Raw genomic sequence first — 18,986 nt, forward strand, 5'->3', positions numbered from 1 at the left:
CCGCTCAACTTTCCACTCCAGCCGCCTCGTCGTCCCCACGGAACCGGGCGAGCCCCTCCAGTATCCCGCGCGTCTGCGTCTCGCGCCCCCGTGTCGTGCCGGAGCCCAGGAGGCGGGCGAAGGCGCTTCCCGGGCGGGTGGTGAGTTCCTCCCAGGTGCCTTCCTCGGCGACGCGGCCCGCTTCCAGGACCGCTATCCGGTCCGCGCGGCGGATGGTGACGGGGCGGTGGGCGATCAGGAGGGTGGTGCGCCGCTCGCGGGTCCTCGCCAGGACGGTGGCGAGTTCGGCGTCGCCGGTGTTGTCCAGGTGGGCGGTGGTCTCGTCGAGGACCAGGATCCGGGGCTCGGCGAGCAGGGCGCGCGCCAGGGCGATGCGGGCGCGCTGGCCGCCGGAGAGGGTGGCGCCGCGTTCGCCGATCACGGTGTCGAGCGAGGCGAAGCGGTCGAGACCGCACAGCTCGGCCGCTTCCGCCAGTCGGCCGTCGTCGGCGTCGGGGGCGGCCAGGCGGAGGTTCTCCGCGAGGGTGCCGTGGAAGAGCGGGGTGTCCTGGCCGACGACGGCGACGGCACGGCGCAGGTCGGCGTCGGTGAGCTCGCGCAGGTCCACGGGGTCGCCCGATGCGGGCACGAGCTCGATCGCGCCCTCCTGGGGGTCCCAGAACCGGGCCAGCAGATGGGCACAGGTGGACTTGCCTGCGCCCGAGGCGCCGACCAGGGCGAGGGTGCGGCCCGCCGGGACGTCGAGGGCGACGTTCCGGAGGATCGGCCGCTCGTCGTAGCCGAAGCTCAGGTCGCGCAGCCGCACACCGAGCGGGCCCGCGGGCAGCGGGCGGGCCGTGGCGGGCTCCGGGGCGAGGGCGGGAGCCTTGATCCCGGCGTCGACCCTGGCCGCGGCGGCGCGCAGGCCCATCGCCTGGCTCAGCGCCCTGGCCGATTCGGCGACCGGGCCGAGTACGGACAGGGCGAGGGTCATCGCGGCCGCGGCCCAGACGGCGTCGAGGCGCCCCGTGTGCACGGCCCGGGCGGTGGTGGCCACCACGGCGAGGACGGCGAGGACGATGAGCAGTTCGCGCAGCGAGGCGGCGAGGGACTCCCGGGTGACTTCCGCCCGCTGGGCCTCCCCCAGCCTTCGTCCCTTCGCGCCGAGCCTGCTCCGGCGCTCGGACAGGGCGCCGAACGCCAGCAGTTCCCGCAGTCCGTCGACCGTCTCGACCGTGTCGGCGGACAGGTCGGCCGCGGCGCGCCGGGTGCGCGCGCCCCGGGTCGTGCGCCCGGCCGCCTCGGCGAAGGGGGCGACGACCAGCAGCAGGGCGACGGGCAGGAGGGCGGCGAGGAGCCAGGGTTCGAGTCCGGCCAGGACGGCCGCGCCGCCGGTGAGGACGGTCGCCGACGCGAGGAGTTGGGCCGTGGTGTGCGCGTAGAAGAACTCCAGCGCTTCGACGTCGGCCATCGCGGTCGCGGCCAGGTCTCCGCTGCGCCGGCCGGCCACCCGGGCGGGGGCGCTGCGCGCGAGCCCGTCGAAGACGCGGACCCGCAGTTCGGCGAGGACCCGGTAGGCCAGGTCGTGCGACAGGTCCATCTCCCGCCACGTCATGAGGGCACGCAGGAGGACGAGGAGGGAGAGGGCGACGACGGTCGTGGCGGAGGGGGCGCGTCCGGTGGTGATCGCGGTGCCGACCGCGTGTGCGGCCAGGGTGACGAGGGCGACCAGGGAGCCCTGTTCGGCGAGGGCGGCGGCGCAGGTCCGCACGATCATCGCGCGGTGTCCGGCGAGCGCGGGCAGCAGGGCACGCAGGGTGCCCTTGCCCGGGAGGGCGGGGTCGGCGGGGCTCACGCGGCGAGTCCTTCCCGGTCGGTCCGGCCCGCCTCGGCGAGCTCGGCGTAGAGTCCGCCGGCGGCGACGAGGCCGTGGTGGTCGCCGACGGCGTCGACGCGTCCCCGGTCGAGGACGACGATCCGGTCGGCGTGCCGGACGGCCGCCAGCCGGTGGGCGACGACGAGGACGGTCCGGCCGCGTGCCGCCGTCGTCAGGTCGCGGACGATGTCCGCCTCCCTGCGTTCGTCGACGGCGCTGGTGGCCTCGTCCAGGACGAGGACGGGGGCGTCCGCGAGGAGGGCGCGGGCCAGGGCGAGGCGCTGGCGCTGGCCGCCGGAGAGGGTGGCGCCGCGTTCGCCGAGGACCGTGGCGTAGCCGTCCGGGAGGGCGGTGATCTCGTCGTGGATCCCGGCCGCGCGGGCTGCGCGCTCCAGTTCCCCGTCGGTGGCGCCGGGGCGCGCCAGGCGGAGGTTCTCCGCTATGGGGGCGTGGAAGAGGTACGTCTCCTGGGAGACGACGGCGATGCCGCGCCGCAGGGAGTCGAGGGTGTACGCGGCGGTTCCGCGGCCGTCGACGGTGACCTGGCCGTGCCCGGGGTCGTGGTGGCGCAGCAGCAGGCCGAGCAGGGTGGACTTCCCGGCGCCGGAGGGTCCGACGATCGCGGTGGTCCGGTCGGCGTCGGCGGTGAAGGTGATGCCTCGGAGGGTGGGCTCCGAGGCGCCGGGGTGGGTGAACTCGACGTCCTGGAAGCGGATTTCGGGGGCCTGGGCCCAGTCGGCCGGTGCCGTCCCGTCGTCGGCGACGGTGGGGGCGGCGGTGCGCAGGGCGGCGATGCCGTCGGCGGCGGAGACGCCGAGGTAGCCGGCGTGCCATTCGCGGGCCAGGTCGCGGACGGGCCGGAAGCACTCGCCGGCGAGGAGGAGGGTCAGGTAGGCGGCGGTCGGGGTGGTGGATCCGGTCGCGGCGGCCCAGCAGGCGAGCAGCGCCGCGGCGGCGGTGCCGCCTTGGATGGCGAGGTCGGTGATGCCGGTGTCGACCAGGGAGACGCGGAGTTTGGCGACGGTCGCGCGGTGCAGGTGCGCGGAGCGTTCTTCGAGGCGGCGCCGGGTGCGGCCGACGGCTCCGGCCGCGCGCAGCGCGGGCATGCCCTGGAGCGCTTCGAGGTAGTCGGCGCCGAGGCCCTCGTACGTGTCCCAGTGCTCCTTGCCGCGCTGGGCGAGCAGTCGGTCCCAGGCGCGGGGGCCGGCGAGGGCCAGCAGGAGGGCGGGGACGAGCCCGAGCAGGGCGGTGGGTTCGACGACGGCCACCGCGGCGATGAGGAGGGGTGGCGCGGTGAGGGTGACGATCAGTTGGGGGAGGTAGCGGGAGATGTACGCGTCGACGCCCTCCACGCCGTCGACCAGGGTGGTGCGGACGGCTCCGGTGCGGGCGGTGGTCAGGTGCGCGGGGCCGAGCCGGCCGAGGTGGGCGAGGAGTTCGTCGCGCAGGCGGACCCTGACGCGTGCACCGGCGCGGGCGGCGGTACGGCGCTGGGCGAGGCCGAGCGCGGCGCGGACGACCACGACGGCGGCCGCCGCGGCCAGGAGTGCGGGGAGGGGGCGGGTGTCGCCGCGCGCGATGGCGGCGAGGGCGAGGGCGAGCAGCACGGCCTGGGCGAGCCAGCCGAGCGTGACGGCTGCCTGGAGGCAGGTGGCCGCGAGGAGTGTGCGGCGTGCGTGGCCGGCGGCACGGCGCAACTCCGGGTGGATGATCACGAGTTTCCCTTCTCGGGTCGGTCCGCGGACCCGGTGCCGAGTGCCAGGGCGTGGACGATCCAGTTCCGTTCGGGTGCGCCGCCCAGGGCCGCGCCCAGGTCGGCCCGCTGCCACGAGCCGACGGCCCGGGCGGCGAGGCCCCGCCGGACGGCCGCCGTCTGGGCGCGTCCGACGGCGTATCCGGCGTGCAGGTGGTCGCGGCGGATGCGGCGGGCGTCGGCGTCGGACGGGCATCCGTACGTGAGGAGCACGGCGCCCGCGCGGGCGATCCAGGCCTGTCCGGCCGCCCAGGCGGCGAGCGCGGGCCGGGCGTCTCCGGTGGCGAGCCGCCGGAGGCCGCCGTCGGGCCCGGCTTCGAGGAGCGCCGGTGCGGGACCGCCGACGGCGGCACACCAGTTCAGGTGCCCGTTCCCCGCCGTGCGGCCGAGGGCCAGGAGGTCGTACAGGTCGTCGGGGTCCGGTGTTCCGGTGAGCGGCGGTACGGCGCTGCGGCGGGACAGGAGGTCGGACGCGGTGGCCGTCCCCGGGTCGGGCGGGGCGGCGCCGGTGGCGGGCGGCGGGATGTGCAGCGAGGCCTGCGGCCGGTCGGTGGCGCCGTCGAGGCGGAGGGCGGCCGGGTGGGAGGCCAGGGCGAGGGCGGCCAGATGCAGGGCGGCGACGGCGTGCCCGGTGTCGAGGAGCAGCAGGGGCCAGGCGCGGTGGCCGTAGTGGCTCGTGGTGCGTCGCGGGGTGACGGTGAGTTCGACGGTCGCTCCGGGGGCGGTGCCGGGGGGTGCGGGTGAGAGGTGGTGGACGCGGTGGCGCAGGGGGTCGTAGCCGTACCGCCCCGGTGGCAGGGAGCAGCCGTCGCCGACGAGGAGGGTGGCGTCGACCGGGTGCAGCGCGCCCGCGGACGGGGTCGGGCGGAGGCGCCCGGTGGGGTCGGCGGCGGCCAGGGACAGACGCAGCAGGCCGTCCAGGTCGAGCGGTCCGGGGCCGGGCGGGGGCAGGAGTGCGCGTCCGGGGCCGGGCCAGTCGGGGACCCGGGGGCCGGCGGGGGTGTCGGGGCCCGGCGGTTCGGTCCCGCGGGCGCGGGTGAGGGCGGTGACGAGGTCCATGGGGGCTCACATGTGGGGCGGCGGGGCGAGCGTGAAGTCCTCGGGGGCGTGCGGTGCCGAGGTGCGCCAGCCGCGGGCCACGGCGGCGTCGGCGAGGCGGGGGCAGCCGAAGTACCCGAAGGCGGCCGGGGCGTTGGGGATCAGCCCGGAGACGAGGACGCGGGCGACGCGGAGCGCGGTCTCGGCGACGTCCTCCGTGGTGAGGTCGAAGGTCATGACCCGGTGGCCGCCCTGTTCCAGGGCGTGTTCCATCCGCTCCCGGCTGCCGGGCGCGACGGCGTCGAGCGGTACGGTGCCGAGCGCGGGCTCGGTGAACCGCCGCGCCTCGGCGGCCATCCGGGGGTCGAGCCACACCTGGACGTGGGCGCCCAGGTCCCTGACGCGCTCGAAGCGGTCCCCGCACGCGTCGAGGTAGCGGCGGTCCTCGCGGTGGTCGAGGTAGAGCCCCTTGGCGAGGAGTCCGGCGTCTACGGCCTGGAAGACCCAGCCGTCCGGGTCGGTGAGGCCCTGGGTGAAGACCCAGGTGTGCACGGCTTCGAGGACGGCCTTGCGGGCGGCTTCGGCCGGGTCGTACTTGCAGGCGAAGCCGGCCGCGTACAGGTCGAGGCGCGGGTCGTGGACGAGGGCGGCCACGCAGGGGGCGAACTCGGAGGGCATCTCGACGAGCCACACCCGGAGTCCGGATCCGGCGAGGTCGTCGGCGAGCCCCGGCACGGTCTGCGGGTCGATGCCGCGCGCGGGGCCGTCGAGGTGCCACCACAGCTCCAGGGCGTCGCGTTCGGCGATCTCCAGCAGGCCCCGTTCGACGGCGTCGTCGAGGCCCTGGCCGGTGGCGATGCCCGCGTAGTTGAGGTGGTGGGTGCGGGGCAGGGAGCGGAGTTCGCCCTGGCGCCAGTTGAGGTGGGTGAGCGCGACCGGGGCCCACACCTCGTCGGTCGCCCCGCCGGGGAGCCGCTCGGTGCCCCGGGTCCACAGGGCGGGGGTGTCCTCGGTGAGGGGGCGGTAGGGGAACCCCGGCCGCGTGTACTGCCAGTCGGCGTACGCGGGGAGCCGGTCGGGCCCGTAGATCCGCAGGCCCCGGCCGGTGAGTGCGGCGGCGGTGGCGCGCAGGGGCGCGTCGGGGTGTCCGGGCGGCGGGACGCGGTTGCCGCAGTAGCGTTCGACCCCCTCGGCGATGGCCGCGACGCGGGCGGTCGCGGGGTCGCCGAAGGAGGTGCCGAGGGAGACGCGGTCGGCGGGCCAGAGGCCGAGGCGGCGGGCGTCGGCGACCTCGGCCGTCATCGCCGTGTAGCGGGGAGGGGCGCCTTCGGGGTGTTCGACGGGCTTCACCTTGCGGACGATCCCGCAGACGGGATCCACCAGGGTTTCCATGGGCAGCGGTGTCATCGCAGGATCTCCTCCGCGGGATCGGTGGGGACGGGTCGGGTGCGGAGCGCGCTCAGCACGAGTTCGGTGGATGCCGGGTCGACGTCGCGCCGGGAGGCGAGGAGCCGGGTCGCGGTGACGGGGTCCTCGCCGGTGTGCGGGTTGCGGGCGTGCGCCGGGAAGTGGTGGCCGGTGATCTCAAGCCGGAGCCGGGTGCCCGCGGTCAGGCGTCGCGCGAGGCGGCCGAGGGGGACGGCGAACTCCGTGGTGTGCCCGGGCGGTCCGCCGCGGCGGACCGCTCCGACGGCGAGCCGCTCGGCCCGTCCGTCGGGTCCGAGGGCGACCAGGCGCGCGAACCAGTCGGCGGCCGGGGTGTCGGCGCGGGCGCGCAGCCGTAGCCGCGCGGGGCCGAGGAGGTCGAGCGGCCGGGGCAGGGGCGGGGAGACCAGGACGCAGCGGTCGCGCGGCCCGTCGGCCGGAAGGGTGAGGTCGGCCGAGGAGGCGGGGTGTTCGGGGTCCGAGAGGAAGCGGAAGTCGCTCGATGGGCGCAGGCGTGGTGTGTGGGGGTCGCCCTCGGCGTCCGCCGCCGTCCACAGCGGACTGCCGCCGAGGGCCACGGCTCCGGCCCGGCCCGGCCGGAGGGTTCCGGCGAGCGCGGCGGACGCCCAGCGGGCGTACAGGTCACCGAGGTGGACGCGGTGGGCGGGGGCGGCGTCCGGGCCGGGGGCCGCGACGAGGCCGTGCCCCCAGGGTCCCCTCAGCAGGCGTGCCGAGGGGCCGCCCCAGCGGTGCCACAGGTCGAACGTCTCGTCGGCGAAGTGGTCGTGGTGGCCGCCGACGGCGAGCAGCGGCACCGCGGCCTCCGGGGCGCGGGCGAGGAGGCGTCCCCGGTCGTGGGAGCGCCACACCTGCGGCCAGGAGGGCAGGACGCGGCCGAGCCGCCGCGGCAGGTCGAGCAGCGGGAGGTGGGCCAGTGCACCCGGGTCCGCGGCGAGGGCCTTCGCCAGCGCCGTGTCGTCGGAGTCGGCGCGGTCTCCGTGCGCCGCCCACCAGCCGGCCCGGGTCAGCAGCCGTTCGACTCCGGTGGGTTCGCGGGCGGTGTCGGCGATGCCGAGGGCGGGCACGGCGGCGATGACGGCGTCGGGGCGCGCGTCCTCGGGTGCCTCCAGGGCGAGGGCGAGGGCGCAGTGGGCGGCGTAGGAGGAGCCGGCGGCGACCAGGCGGCCGTCGCTCCACGGCCGGTCCCGGATCCAGCGGGCGGTGTCGGCGCCGTCGGCGGTCTCGTGCGTGTAGGGCCGCCACTCCCCCGGCGAGCCGTGGCGGCCGCGTACGTCCTGTGCCACGGCGGCGAACCCTCTGCGGGCCCAGCCCCGCAGTTCGGCGCCGTGTGCCCGGCGGTCGTAGGGGGTGCGGATGAGGACGGCCGGGAAGGGTCCGGGGCCGTCGGGCAGCCGGACGTCGGTGGCCAGGCCGTTCACGCTGAGGGAGGTGGTGGTGGGAGTGGAGGGGGTGGAGGGCGTGGTGGGCGGGGTCATGAGGTGGCTGTCGGTGCCGGCGTGCGCGCGACGTCGGGGACGGGCAGGACGGGGTGTTCGGTGACGGTCAGGGTGCGCAGGTCGACGCGGCGCAGCCGGCGGCGGGCGGGGAGCGCCCCGGTGTCGGGTGAGTCGGCGGCCCACCGGGCGAGGTCGTCGGCGAGGAGCGCGGCGAGCAGTCCGGCCGCGGCCGCGGTGAGGGGTACGGGGGCGCCGCTGGTGCGCGGTCCGCTCCAGTAGGCGGCGAGCTCGCGGTGGGCGGGGGTGACGGCGAGGCGGCGGGCCCGGACGTGGGCGGAGGTGACGTCCCCGGGCGCGGCCGCGACGGGTTCCAGGTACGCCTGCCAGCCCTCGCGGTGGCACCGGAGCCAGGCGGTTCCCCGTTCGGGCAGCCGGTCCGCCTCGTCCCACAGGCCGTCGGGTACGGGTCCGTCGAGGCACCAGACGACGGCGGCGGCGTCCGGCCGCGTCATCGCGTCCTCGGGCGTGCCGGACCGCGGGGACGCCCCCGCCGCCCGCAACTGCCGGGCGAGCGGCTCGGTGAGGGCCGGGTCGCCGAGGAGGAGGACGTCGCGGCGCGCGGCGGGCCACGCCGGGGCGGCGTCGGTGACCTCGGTGGCCTCGGTGGCCTCGTCGGTCGTGGACGGCGGGACGCTCCCCGTACGGGCACTTCCGGTTCGGGCACTTCCGGTTCGGGCACTTCCGGTTCGGCCGCTGTCGGTTCGGCCGCTGTCGGTGAGGTAGCTGGCCGCGTCGAAGGCCGAGACGAGTCGGTCCAGTCCGGTGTCCGGGCGGGTCGGGGGGGTCCCGGCCAGCCGGTGGCGGAGGTCGTCGCCGTTCACGTCGCCCGTGTGGACCCGGAGGAACTCGCCGTCCGCCGTGCGGACGGCGAGCCCGTCGCCGTCGACGGCGACGATCTCGACGCCGGGTGCGAGCTGTCTGTGGGGCACGGGTTCTCCTACGGATCGGGGCGGAACGGGCGCGGGCCCGCCCGGGAGGGCGGGCCCGCGGGAGTGAGGGAGAACCCTCGACTACTCCTCGGTGTCGTCGAACGGGTTCTCGACGAGGGCGTTGGAGTGGGACGCCGAGTCGTGGGCCAGCTGGCCCGGGTCGACGATCGGAGAGAAGACCTGCTCGTTCTCCATGAACGTTCCTCCTTCACAGGGGAGTTGTGGCGTTCGGTCGAGCGCCATGACCAGAACACTAATGAATATGATTATCGTTTTCCTAGTGGGGCAGAGGGTGATCTGGGTAACACACGGGCCAGCCGCCCTCGGGATCACGGCCGACCCGGCCGGACACCTTCAGGACGTCGGCCAGGAACGCCGGCGTGACCACGTCCTTCGGCGTCCCGTCGGCCACCACCCGGCCGTCCCGCAGCGCCACGATCCGCTCGGCGAACCGAGCCGCGTGGGCGAGGTCGTGCAGCACCATCACGACGGTCAGCCCCCGCTCCTCGCGCAGGCGCACCACCGTCCGCAGCACGTCGAGCTGGTGGTGCAGGTCCAGGTAGGTGGTCGGCTCGTCGAGCAGCAGGACGCGGGTGTCCTGCGCCAGCGCCATGGCCAGCCGTACGCGCTGCCGCTCGCCTCCGGAGAGCGCCTCCACGGGCCGCTCCGCCCAGTCCCCCACCCCGACGTCCTCCAGCGCCCGGCGCGCCACGGCGTCGTCGCCCTCGCGCAGCATGCCGAGCGGTCCGCGCGCCGCGTACCGCCCCTGCCGCACCAGTTGGCGCACCGTCATGCCGGGTACCGAGGGCGCGGATTGGTGGAGCAGCGCCACATGCCGGGCGGCGGCCCGCCGGGAAAGCCCGGCCAGGTCGTACGGGCCCAGCAGCACCCGCCCCTCCCCGGGCCGCAGCAGCCCGGCCGCGAGCCGCAGCAGGGTCGACTTGCCGCAGCCGTTCAGGCCCACCAGCGCGGTGAGTTCGCCCGGCTCGACGGTCAGGTCGACGCCGCGCAGCACCGGCCGTCCGGCGTATCCGAAGTGGACTCCCTCGACATGGATGCCGACGGGTTCGCTCATCATCTTTCCTTCACATCCGAGTGCGGGAAGCGCCGACCGGGCCGCGGGCCCGCGGCCCGGTCGGCGAGCCCCTAGAGACTCCGGCTCGCGGTACGGCGCACCACGACCAGCAGGAGGACGGCGCCGGCGCACGTGGTCAGCGCACCGACGGGCAGCGTGATCCGGTCCGCCTCCCCTCCGGCCAGCGCCAGCAGCCGCGACGCCCCCTGGGCGGCCGCGTCCGCTCCGCACACCACGACCGCGCCCAGCAGCGCGGCGCCCGGCAGCGCGAGCCGCAGGTCGGCGCCGAACAACGCCACCGCCAGGTGCGGGACGAGCAGCCCCACGAACCCCAGCGCGCCCACCGAGGCGACGGCGCCCGCCGTCAGCGCCACCGCGCACAGCAGGGCGAGCGTCCGCGCCCGCGCGACCGACAGGCCCGCCGCGGAGGCGAGTTCGTCGCCGCAGCGCAGCAGGGTCAGCGGCCCCGTCATCAGCCAGGCACCGAGGAACCAGGGCAGCGCCCAGGGCCAGAGCAGGTGCCAGTGCTCCCAGACCCGGCCCTCCGTGCTGCCGACGAGCCACTGCACGACGCTGCCGAGCTCGCCCGGTGCGACCAGGAGCACCATGGCGGTGAGCCCGCCGAGCACCGCCGAGACGAGCACGCCGTGCACCACGGTCTGCGCGGGGTCGCCCCCGCCCCGTCCGCTGAGCAGCCACAGCAGCCCCGCCCCCGCGCAGCCGCCCGCGTACGCCGCGACGACCACGGCGAACGGCGACTGCCAGCCCGCGAGTCCGAGCCCGGTGGCGGCGACGGCGCCGAGCACCGCGCCCGGGGTCACGCCGGTGACCTCGGGGCCGGCCAGCGGATTGCGCAGGGCCGACTGGAGGACCAGTCCTGCCGCCCCGAGACAGGCCCCCGCGCCGAGGGCCACCAGCATGCGCGGCAACCGGAGCCGGAAGAACACATGGCGGGCCAGTGCGTCTCCCCCGCCCGTCAGCACGTCCACGACCGCGCCCAGGGAAAGGGCCCGGCCGGCGAGCAGCGAGGCACCCGCGGCCAGGAGGAGGAGCACGCCGAGGAGGGCGTACCGCCGTCCGGCCTTCGCCGAACGCCGTACCGCCGGACGGGTCGGGGCCGGCGCGGGCGACACGGGCGGTGCCGTCGGCACGGTGGGAGCAGGCGTCTCGGTCGGAGCGGCTGCCTCTGTCGTCACAGCCGTCTCCGTCGGTGCGGTCGTCGGACTCTCCGCCGCCCCCGTACCCGAACCCTCCGTCTTCGCGAACTTCGCGCTCTCCGTCATCGTCGCCTCCGCAGGAGCGCCACCCCGGCCGGGACACCGAGCAGCGCCGTCCAGGCGCCGGCCGGTGTCTCCACCGGCGCCAGGGCGAGCCGGGCCGGCACGTCGGCGACGGCCACCGCGGCGGCGCCCCAGGCAGCCGACCAGGGAAGCCAACCCACCGCGTCGGTACGCGGGTTGAGGCGGCGGGCCAGGTGCGGGGCGAGGAATCCGACCCAGGCCACGGGGCCGCACACGGCGGTCACCGGGGCGATGAGGACGACGGCGACGGCGAGGGCCGTGAACCGCGCGCGCCGCACGCGCACGCCGAGCGCCTCCGCGTCGTCGTCGCCGAGCCGCAGCACCGCCAGCACCGGTGCGCACAGGACGAGGGCGGGGACCGCGACGATCAGCCACGGCCACAGGCCCGTCACGTCCTCCCACGTCCGTGCGGAGAGCGAGCCGAGGAGGTACCGGTAGATCAGCTGGAGGTCGAGCTGGTCCGCCATCACCATGAGGACGAGCAGGGCGGCCTGCAGGGCGGCGGCGACCGCCGCCCCGGTGAGCAGGACGGCGGACGGGCTGCGGCCGAGTCCCGCGGCGAGCAGGGTCAGCCCGCCGCCGAGGGCCGCCCCGCCGAGGGCCAGCAGCGGCTCGACGGCGGCGGGCACCGACACGGCGAGGACCAGGGGGGCCGCCACTCCGAGGGCGGCGCCCGAGGACACGCCCAGCATCTCGGGGACGGCGAGGGGATTGCGCAGGGCCTCCTGCAGCACGAGCCCGGCGGCCCCGAGGCAGGCGCCCGCGACGAGCGCGAGGACCAGCCGCGGGACCCGGAGTTCGGTGACGACGACCCGGGCGATCTCGTCCCCGCCGCCGAAGAGCCGGTGCGGCGGTACGTACGGCGTGCCGAGGCACAGGGCGCACCACGCGGCCCCCGCCAGGAGGGCGACGAGCACGGCCGGCTGCGCCCAGGCCCGTACCGCCACCGGCCCTTCCCGGGGTCCGGCGGCGGGCCGGGCCGGCGGCGCCGTGGTCTCGACGGGCCCGCTCACCTCAGCGCGGCCGTGGCCTCGTCGAGGACGAGGCCCATGGAGCGCGTGCCGCGCCCCTTGGCCCACACCTCGGAGTCGACCTCGTGGACGTCTCCGTTCCGGACGGCCGGGATCTTGCCCCAGAGCGGGTTCTTCGCCAGCTTCTCCGACAGCTGCCCGTCCGGCGGGCCGAAGCTCATGGTCTCGACGAAGAGCACGTCCACGCCCTGCGCCAGGATCTCCTCGAGGCTGTAACTGCCCTCTACACCACGGGACTTCCAGGGGTAGTCGGCGAGCTTGGGGAACAGGCCCGCGACCACGTCGGTGCCGGGGGTGGCGACTCCGAAGTTCTCGTCGCTGCCGTAGATGATCAGCGCCGTCCTGTCGCTCCTGGTCCGCTCGGCCGCGGCGAGCTTGGTGCGGAAGGCCCGCTCCGCCTTCTCGCCCTGGGCCGTACGGCCGGTGAGGGCGGCGACGTCCCGCAGGTAGCCGACGCTCTCCTCCCAGGTGGTGGGCTGCACGGGCCAGAAGGTGGTCGCGCCCTGGAGGGCGGGGGCGAGCTTGCCGTGGGTGTCCTGGAGTCCGATGACGAGGTCGGGCTCGTGGGAGAGGACGGCCTCGACCTCGGGGGCTATGAATCCGCCGGGGACGACCGCCACCTTCTTCGCCTTCTCCTCCCCCAGGAAGCCCGGGTGGGCGAGGAGTTTGCTGTTGGTGGCCACGGGCACGATGCCCAGCTCGGTCAGGATGTCGTCGCAGATGGCCACGAGGCAGACGATGCGCTCGGGCTTCCGCTTCGGCGCGACCTCGACGCCCCGGGCGTCCGTCAGCCGGCGGGTCTCCTCGATGGGCTTCACCGTGACCTCGGTGACGGCGCCACCCGCCCCTCCGGCCCCGGCCTTGCCCGCCGGGGACTCCTCGGTCGTGCCGCAGCCCAGCAGGACGGATCCCATGATCAGTGCGGCAAGTCCGCTTCGTGTGCGTCTGAGGAGTGAACGCGGCATCGGTGCCCTCGCTTCTTTTCGGGTCTTGTCAGGATCGGGAAACGCACCGACCATACATGATAATCATTTTCATCATGCTTCAAGATGCCCACGGAGGACCCCTGATGACCGACGACCCCCTGCTCCTGGTCTCCGACCACGTCGACGGCGCCGTCCACCTGGTGACCGTGCGGGACGGCGCCGCGGTCGGACGGATGGCGGGACGCCACCTCTCCGAGCACGCCGGCTTCCTGCCCCTGCCGGGAGGCCTGGTGGCCTGCGTCGACGACCGGCGCGGGGAACTGCTCGTGCTCGACCCGTACGGCCGGGAGCCGGTGCGGTCCGCGATCCCCGTGGCCACGCCGGCGGAACACCTGGCGAGCGACCCCACCGGCCGGTGGGTGGCCGTCACGACCGGCCTCGGCAAGAACACCGCCCCGTGGTCCGACCTGCTCACCGTCGTGGACCTGGCGACGGGGGACGCGGCCCGGGTCCGCACCCGCCCGGGAGAGCCCGGCGTCACGGTGCTGGGCTCCGACGAACCGGTCGTCGTCCTGCGGCACCGCGAACCGGGAGCCCTCGCGGTCCACCGCTTCGCCGACCTCCTCGCCGCACCGCCCGGCTGCCCCCAGGTCACGCCGACCGCGTCCCACTCCCTCCCGGACGACGGACACGGCGACGCCCAGGACCCCTCGGCCCAGCGGGTGTTCGCCGCCACGGGCGAGGGCGTCCACCGGGCGCGGCGGAAGGGCGAGGACCTCGTCATGGAGGAGCCGATCCCGTGGGGGGCCGCCGCACGGGGCTGGTACCTGCGCCTGGATCCCCGCCGGCGCACCCTCTGGTCCACCCTGCGCGGCGGACCGGCCGACCCGCTGCGCTGGCCGGAGTGGACGAACCAGGCCTGGTGCCACCACCTGGACACCGGGACCACGACCCTGACGGAGCTCGGACCGGGCCTCGTCTTCCGTCTGGCCCTCGCCCGTACCGCCACCGCGTTCGCCCGCATCCACCCCGACGGTGACGAACTGCTCCTCCTGGACGGCGACTCGACGCTCCGTCAGGTGCCCCTTCCCGCGATGGAGGGGGCACCGGGGCGCGGCCACACGCCCTGGGAGGGCGTGCAGCGCCGCGCGGTGGCCGCCTCCCCGGACGCGGACACGGTGGCCGTGACCCGGGGCGGTCACGGCGAGGTCCACCTCGTCGACACGGAGACCGGCGAGGAGGCCCACCGGGTGAAGCTGGACACGCCCCTCCACCACGGAGGCCACGCGATCCTCCTCCCCCAGCCCGACGGCCCGGACCGCGACACCGTGGGCCGCTGAACCCGCCAGGCCCGGGGACCCGGCCCGGGCCACAACTCCCAGGCGGCGCACGGGCGATCGAGCGGCAGGACGGACCGGACGGACCGGACGGACGAGCCTGGTGGACCGGGCGGTCCGGACGGGCCCGGTGGACCGGACGGACCGGACGGGCCCGGTGGACCGGACGGACCGGACGGGCCCGGTGGACCGGACGCCTAGGCGATCGAGCCGGACACCTACGGGGACGCCGCCTGGAGGCGGCGGGCATGACAAGGACCGCAGACACCGACGAGCTCGACGGTGTGCTCCACCGCCGTGAAGCCCCGCTCGCCGGCCACCCGGACCGCCCACCGCTCGACGGAACGCGCGTCGACGGGCCGGCTGACGCGGCAGAACCGGCAGATGAGGTGATGCCGGTGCCCCTCCACCCCGCGCAACCTGAACAGCCGCTCCCCGCCCTGGACCTGGACGACGTCGACCCGCCCCGTGGCCTCCAGGTACCGGAGCACGCGGAAGACCGTCGTACGCCCCACTCCCGCCCCGGCCTCCGAGAGCACGCCGTACAGATGCCGGGCGGAGACGAACCTCAGGGACTCCGTCAAGGCGGCGACAACCGCCGCCCGCTGCCGTGTCGACCTCTCGGCCACCTCGTACCACTCCTTTCACACGTGACGGCACAGAGCGTATGTGCTCATGAAATTCATGTCCATGTTCGGTCCGTGACGCTCCTCGGCAGCGCGACGAGGTCCGGCTCACTCGCCCGAGGGCGGTACGTCCTGATAGGGGTTGCGGGGCTTGGCGACGGGCTCGACGGCGCCGACGTCCACGGTCGGGACCGGCCGGTCGGAGGAGACGTCGGCGACGCGCCAGACACCGGTGACCTCGACCCAGGTGTCCACCCCGGGCGCCCGCGCTCCGCGCATCTCCACGCGGAGGGTCCGGGCGTCACCCGCGCAGCAGCCGACCTTCAGGCGGTTGAGGTACCACGTGTCCGGGCTCTCGCCCGCGGTGACGAACCCGAAGAGTCGGATCTTGCGCCCGCGCAGGCCCATCGGGTCGTACACGGAGCGTCCGATGAACTCCTCCAGCGCCATGGGCGTGGTCGGCCCGTCCGCCAACTCCTCGTAGGCGGAGCGTTCGACGCGGGCCCCCGCGCCGTCCCGAGAGGCCGTGAAGGAACCGAGCGCGGGAGGGGCGACGAAGAGGAGGGTGAGGGCGGGCACGGCGAGGAGCCAGGCGACGCGCGGCGCACGACCGTGGTCGTGCCCGTGCGCCTCGCCCCGCGTCTCCTCCTGCCCCGGTCCGCCTCCGTCTTCTTGCCCGTTCCCGTGACCGTGCCCACGCCCGTGGTCGTGCCCGGGGTGTGTCTCCGCGTGGTCGTCGGACGGGTCGTGCCAGTACCCGCGACCGGAGGCGTCCCGCCTCAGGACGGGCTGGCGGAGGCGACGCGCCACCTCGGCGCCGGTGCCGGCGAGGCCCAGCAGGACGAGCAGGACGCCGGACGCGACGAGGTAGGGCCACAGCCCCTCCTTGACGTACCGGAGGTACAGGTCGCTGCCGACGGTGGCGCGCAGCAGGGCCGCGCCGGTGAGTACCAGCAGGACGGGCAGGGCGAGTTCGCCCAGGGGACGCGGGGGTCGCGTGGGGGTGGGTCGTCCGCTCACAGGAACAGGCCTCCGACGAGTACGCAGCACAGGACCGCCACGACGAACGTGGCGGCGCAGAAGCGCACCGCGAACGCCCGCCCGAAGGCTCCCGACTGCAGGGCGATGAGCTTCATGTCGACCATCGGCCCCACGACCATGAACGCGAGGCGGGCGGTGGGCGAGAAGCCGGCGAAGGAGGCGGCGACGAACGCGTCCGCCTCCGAGCACACCGACAGGAGGACGGCGAGCACCGCCGCCACGAGGACGCCCAGCCAGGGCGATCCCGAGAAGACCTCCAGTACGGAGGGCGGCACGAGCACGTTGAACGTCGCCGCCGCCATGGCGCCGACCACCAGGAATCCGCCCGCGTGCAGGAAGTCGTGCTGCAGCCCGCGCCGGAATACCCTCAGCCGGCTCGCGCCCGGAGCGGGGTCCTTCTCCCCCGTCGGCAGCCGCAGCCACTCCTCGCGTCCCAGCCTGAGCCACAGCCAGCCCATGGCGACCGCGGTGACGAGCGAGGCGCCGAACCGTGCGGCCACCATCTCCGGGCTGCCGGGGAAGGCGATGGCCGTCGAGACGAGGACCACCGGGTTCACGGCGGGCGCGGCGAGCAGGAAGGTCAGCGCGGCGGCGGGGGTCACGCCGCGCCGCATCAGACTCCCCGCGACGGGAACCGAGGCGCATTCGCACCCGGGGAGCACCACCCCGGCGGCCCCGGCGACCGGAACCGCGAGGGCGGGGTTGCGGGGCAGCACCTTGGAGAAGACCCGGGCGGGGACGAAGGCGCCGATGGCCGCCGAGACGACGGTCCCGAGAAGGAGAAACGGTACGCCTTGGACGACGATGGCGACGAGCAGCGTCCGCCAGGCACCGATCGCCGCGATCCCGAACAGCCTCTCCAGCCAGGGCCCCGCGAGCACCGCGCCCACCGTCACCGCAACCAGCACCGCACCCGCCGCGCGCTTGCGCGGGCGCGTCTCCGCCACGGCCCGAACCCGGCCCGGAGGCCCGAGGCGCCCCGGCGGCGCCGGCTCCGTCACCGTCGCCGCCGCCGCCGTCGCCGCCTTCGCCTTCGCCTGCGCCGAGACCTCGGCCATCGCGCCCCCTCGCTCCTGTCCGCCGTGGTCAGGCGGAACGATCGAGCCCGTTCCGGAGGTCACCCGGCGCGAGCGGGCACACACTAGCGGATGATAATCATCTTCATCTAGATCCGGCGGGCCGCCGGTCCTCGTCGAATCCACCGCGCGGGCCGACGCGTTCCGCGCAGGACGGTGACCCGATCCGCGCCCTCCGGGCCGGACCTACGATGGCGCCGTGACGATCTCCGAGCGGCAGCCGCTGATACGTGTCCTCCACGACGAGTCCCGCAGCGACCTGCGGGAGCCGGCCCGTCCGCGACCGGTCCGTATCCACCTGTGGGAACCGGACCGGCCACCGGCTCGGCCCGCTCCGCTGGTGGTCGTCTCGCACGGCACCGGAGGTTCCGGCAGCCGTATGGGGTGGTTGGCGGGACCGCTCCGCGAGGCGGGTTTCCGCGTCGTGGCGCTGGACCACCACGGCAACAACTTCGTCGACGGGTACGAGCCGGAAGGCTTCCTCCACGTGTGGGAACGGCCTCGCGACGTCTCCTTCGTCCTCGACGTGCTCGCCCGCGAACAGCCCCTCGGGCCGGTCGGTGCGGCGGGGTTCTCCCTCGGCGGCTACACGGCGGCGGCGCTCGCCGGAGTCCGTGTCGATCCGCGGATTCTGTGGGCGGTGATGGCCGGGGAGGTCCCCTTGCCGGAGATCCCCGAGTTCCCCGGCGCGTTGGAGGCGCTGCGGAAGAAGTACCCGCTGGACGAGTCCCTGCGGCAGGCGCTGAACGACGCCGGGGCGGACCTCTCCGACCACCGGGTCCGGGCGGTCTTCCAGGTGGCTCCCGGAGTCGGCGGTCTCGTGACCCGCGAGAGCCTGGCGAACGTACGGGTGCCGGTGGGCATCCGCTGGGGCGGCGCGGACACGGTCAGCCCCTACGAGGTCGACACCCGCCCGTACCTGGACCACATCCCCGGGGCGAGCGGCTGCTCGGCCGGCCCCGACGTGCGCCACGAGGACTTCTTCATGCCGGAACCCTCCCGCACCGCCGTCCGTGACCGGGTGGGCGGGGAAGCCGCCGCCTTCTTCCGGCAGCACCTTTCCCGAACGGCACCCTGACGCGTCTCACCGGCCCGTTCCGGTGAGCGTCCATGGTCATGGTCACCACGTACGGGCGGTCGTCGCCGAGCACGGGTCGCAGCCGACCGTCACACGCTCGCTTCCGGCCTGCCGGCGGACGCGGCCGCCACGGCCGCGGCCAGGGGATCGCGGGGTGCGCGGCCGAGGAGGTCGGCGAGGTCGGGTGCGGTGCCGTCGAGGAAGCCGTGCCGGATGCCGGTGGCGATCGAGGCGAGCATCGGGGGCTGGAACGGCAGCAGCCCCGGCGTCTCTTCGAGGAGCCTGCGACGGTACTCGCCCAGGCTGATCGCTCCATGCGCGACGCCGAGTTCGTCGGCCACCTGCCGTGCCGTGACCGGCGTGCCGACGAGGTCGTAGACCCGCCCACGGTGAGGTGCCGCGTCCGCAGCCACGATCGCCGCTGCCTCGGCCAGGTCCTCTCGTGCGACCGCGGCCAGGGCGCCGTCCCCGAACGCGGACTCCACACCGTCACCGGTCCACATGAGCAGACCGCCGAAGAGCTCGGCATAGAGGCCGTTGCGCAGGATCGTCCACGGCACCCCGCTCTCCCGCACCAGGCGTTCGGTCGCACGGTGGGCAAGCGCGAAGCCGAGGTGGTCGCCGGCCGTGGTCAGGCTCGTGTAGACGACGTGGCGGACGCCGTCGCGGACGGCGGCGTCCAGGACGGCCGCGTGCCGCGCGACGACCTGGTCGTCTTCGGCGTAGCCGGCGGAGACCAGCACCAGAGTCGACACACCGACGAGGTCGACGCCCGCGTGGTCGTCGAAGTCGAGACCCCGCATCCCCTCACCCGGCGTACGGCTGCCGCCCATCGCCACGGCACCACGGGCCCGCAGCGCCGCAAGCGTGGCCGAGCCGAGGTTCCCGTTCGCTCCGGTCACCAGAATCATGATCAATCAGTTCTTCCGTCGTGGTTCTCATCGGTAACTACGCTTGATCCTCGACCGCACGCCCACC

Annotated in this window: 17 protein-coding genes; 2 read left to right on the top strand and 15 right to left on the bottom strand. The window is 75.5% G+C overall.

Features of this window, described 5'->3' with window-relative positions; all coding sequences use genetic code 11:
• Positions 1–4: 4 nt before the first annotated feature.
• The 11 genes from AB0E19_RS00460 to AB0E19_RS00510 form a co-directional block, all read right to left on the bottom strand.
• Positions 5–1,834: an ABC transporter ATP-binding protein gene (locus AB0E19_RS00460; protein ID WP_362170810.1), complete on the bottom strand. Its 1,830-nt coding sequence runs from the start codon at positions 1,832–1,834 to the stop codon at positions 5–7.
• On the bottom strand, positions 1,831–3,570 hold the full coding sequence (locus AB0E19_RS00465) for an ABC transporter ATP-binding protein (protein ID WP_362170813.1): 1,740 nt from the start codon (positions 3,568–3,570) through the stop codon (positions 1,831–1,833). The genes AB0E19_RS00460 and AB0E19_RS00465 overlap by 4 nt, the downstream gene beginning before the upstream one ends.
• Entirely contained in the window at positions 3,567–4,667 is a 1,101-nt protein-coding gene (locus AB0E19_RS00470; RefSeq protein ID WP_362170816.1) for a SagB/ThcOx family dehydrogenase, read from the bottom strand. Before AB0E19_RS00470 ends, AB0E19_RS00465 begins: the two co-directional genes overlap by 4 nt.
• A gap of 6 nt (positions 4,668–4,673) precedes the next feature.
• Positions 4,674–6,053 (bottom strand): YcaO-like family protein, encoded by a 1,380-nt coding sequence (locus AB0E19_RS00475; protein ID WP_362170819.1) that lies wholly within the window; start codon positions 6,051–6,053, stop codon positions 4,674–4,676.
• Positions 6,050–7,567 (bottom strand): CocE/NonD family hydrolase, encoded by a 1,518-nt coding sequence (locus AB0E19_RS00480; RefSeq protein ID WP_362170822.1) that lies wholly within the window; start codon positions 7,565–7,567, stop codon positions 6,050–6,052. The genes AB0E19_RS00475 and AB0E19_RS00480 overlap by 4 nt, the downstream gene beginning before the upstream one ends.
• Positions 7,564–8,517 (bottom strand): hypothetical protein, encoded by a 954-nt coding sequence (locus AB0E19_RS00485; protein WP_362170825.1) that lies wholly within the window; start codon positions 8,515–8,517, stop codon positions 7,564–7,566. The genes AB0E19_RS00480 and AB0E19_RS00485 overlap by 4 nt, the downstream gene beginning before the upstream one ends.
• 81 nt (positions 8,518–8,598) lie before the next feature.
• Positions 8,599–8,712, bottom strand: a complete 114-nt coding sequence (gene amiA / locus AB0E19_RS00490) for a streptamidine family RiPP (RefSeq protein WP_360605209.1) — start codon at positions 8,710–8,712, stop codon at positions 8,599–8,601.
• Positions 8,713–8,794: 82 nt separating this feature from the next.
• Entirely contained in the window at positions 8,795–9,592 is a 798-nt protein-coding gene (locus AB0E19_RS00495) for an ABC transporter ATP-binding protein (protein WP_362170829.1), read from the bottom strand.
• Between the two features lie 71 nt (positions 9,593–9,663).
• Positions 9,664–10,635 (bottom strand): iron ABC transporter permease, encoded by a 972-nt coding sequence (locus AB0E19_RS00500; protein WP_362172254.1) that lies wholly within the window; start codon positions 10,633–10,635, stop codon positions 9,664–9,666.
• Between the two features lie 236 nt (positions 10,636–10,871).
• Complete coding sequence (locus AB0E19_RS00505) at positions 10,872–11,795, bottom strand: iron ABC transporter permease (RefSeq protein ID WP_362172257.1); 924 nt, start codon at positions 11,793–11,795, stop codon at positions 10,872–10,874.
• 107 nt (positions 11,796–11,902) lie between these two features.
• Positions 11,903–12,889, bottom strand: a complete 987-nt coding sequence (locus tag AB0E19_RS00510; RefSeq protein WP_362170832.1) for an ABC transporter substrate-binding protein — start codon at positions 12,887–12,889, stop codon at positions 11,903–11,905.
• A gap of 104 nt (positions 12,890–12,993) precedes the next feature.
• Here AB0E19_RS00510 and AB0E19_RS00515 point away from each other — a divergent pair, with 104 nt between their 5' ends.
• Positions 12,994–14,190: a hypothetical protein gene (locus AB0E19_RS00515; protein WP_362170835.1), complete on the top strand. Its 1,197-nt coding sequence runs from the start codon at positions 12,994–12,996 to the stop codon at positions 14,188–14,190.
• Between the two features lie 215 nt (positions 14,191–14,405).
• Here the strand turns inward: AB0E19_RS00515 and AB0E19_RS00520 are convergent, their stop codons facing one another.
• From AB0E19_RS00520 to AB0E19_RS00530, 3 genes are all read right to left on the bottom strand, one after another.
• On the bottom strand, positions 14,406–14,816 hold the full coding sequence (locus AB0E19_RS00520) for a Fur family transcriptional regulator (protein WP_362170838.1): 411 nt from the start codon (positions 14,814–14,816) through the stop codon (positions 14,406–14,408).
• 105 nt (positions 14,817–14,921) lie between these two features.
• Entirely contained in the window at positions 14,922–15,833 is a 912-nt protein-coding gene (locus AB0E19_RS00525) for a TIGR03943 family protein (protein ID WP_362170840.1), read from the bottom strand.
• Positions 15,830–16,912: a permease gene (locus tag AB0E19_RS00530; RefSeq protein ID WP_362170843.1), complete on the bottom strand. Its 1,083-nt coding sequence runs from the start codon at positions 16,910–16,912 to the stop codon at positions 15,830–15,832. Before AB0E19_RS00530 ends, AB0E19_RS00525 begins: the two co-directional genes overlap by 4 nt.
• A 217-nt stretch (positions 16,913–17,129) precedes the next feature.
• On the opposite strand from AB0E19_RS00530, the gene AB0E19_RS00535 reads away from it, so the two are divergent.
• Positions 17,130–18,008 (top strand): alpha/beta hydrolase, encoded by an 879-nt coding sequence (locus AB0E19_RS00535; RefSeq protein ID WP_362170846.1) that lies wholly within the window; start codon positions 17,130–17,132, stop codon positions 18,006–18,008.
• A gap of 89 nt (positions 18,009–18,097) precedes the next feature.
• Here the strand turns inward: AB0E19_RS00535 and AB0E19_RS00540 are convergent, their stop codons facing one another.
• A complete protein-coding gene (locus tag AB0E19_RS00540) occupies positions 18,098–18,919 on the bottom strand; it encodes an NmrA family NAD(P)-binding protein (RefSeq protein ID WP_362170849.1) in 822 nt (273 codons plus the stop codon).
• Positions 18,920–18,986 lie beyond the last annotated feature (67 nt).

Source organism: Streptomyces sp. NPDC047974 (assembly GCF_040653375.1).
GTDB lineage: Bacteria > Actinomycetota > Actinomycetes > Streptomycetales > Streptomycetaceae > Streptomyces.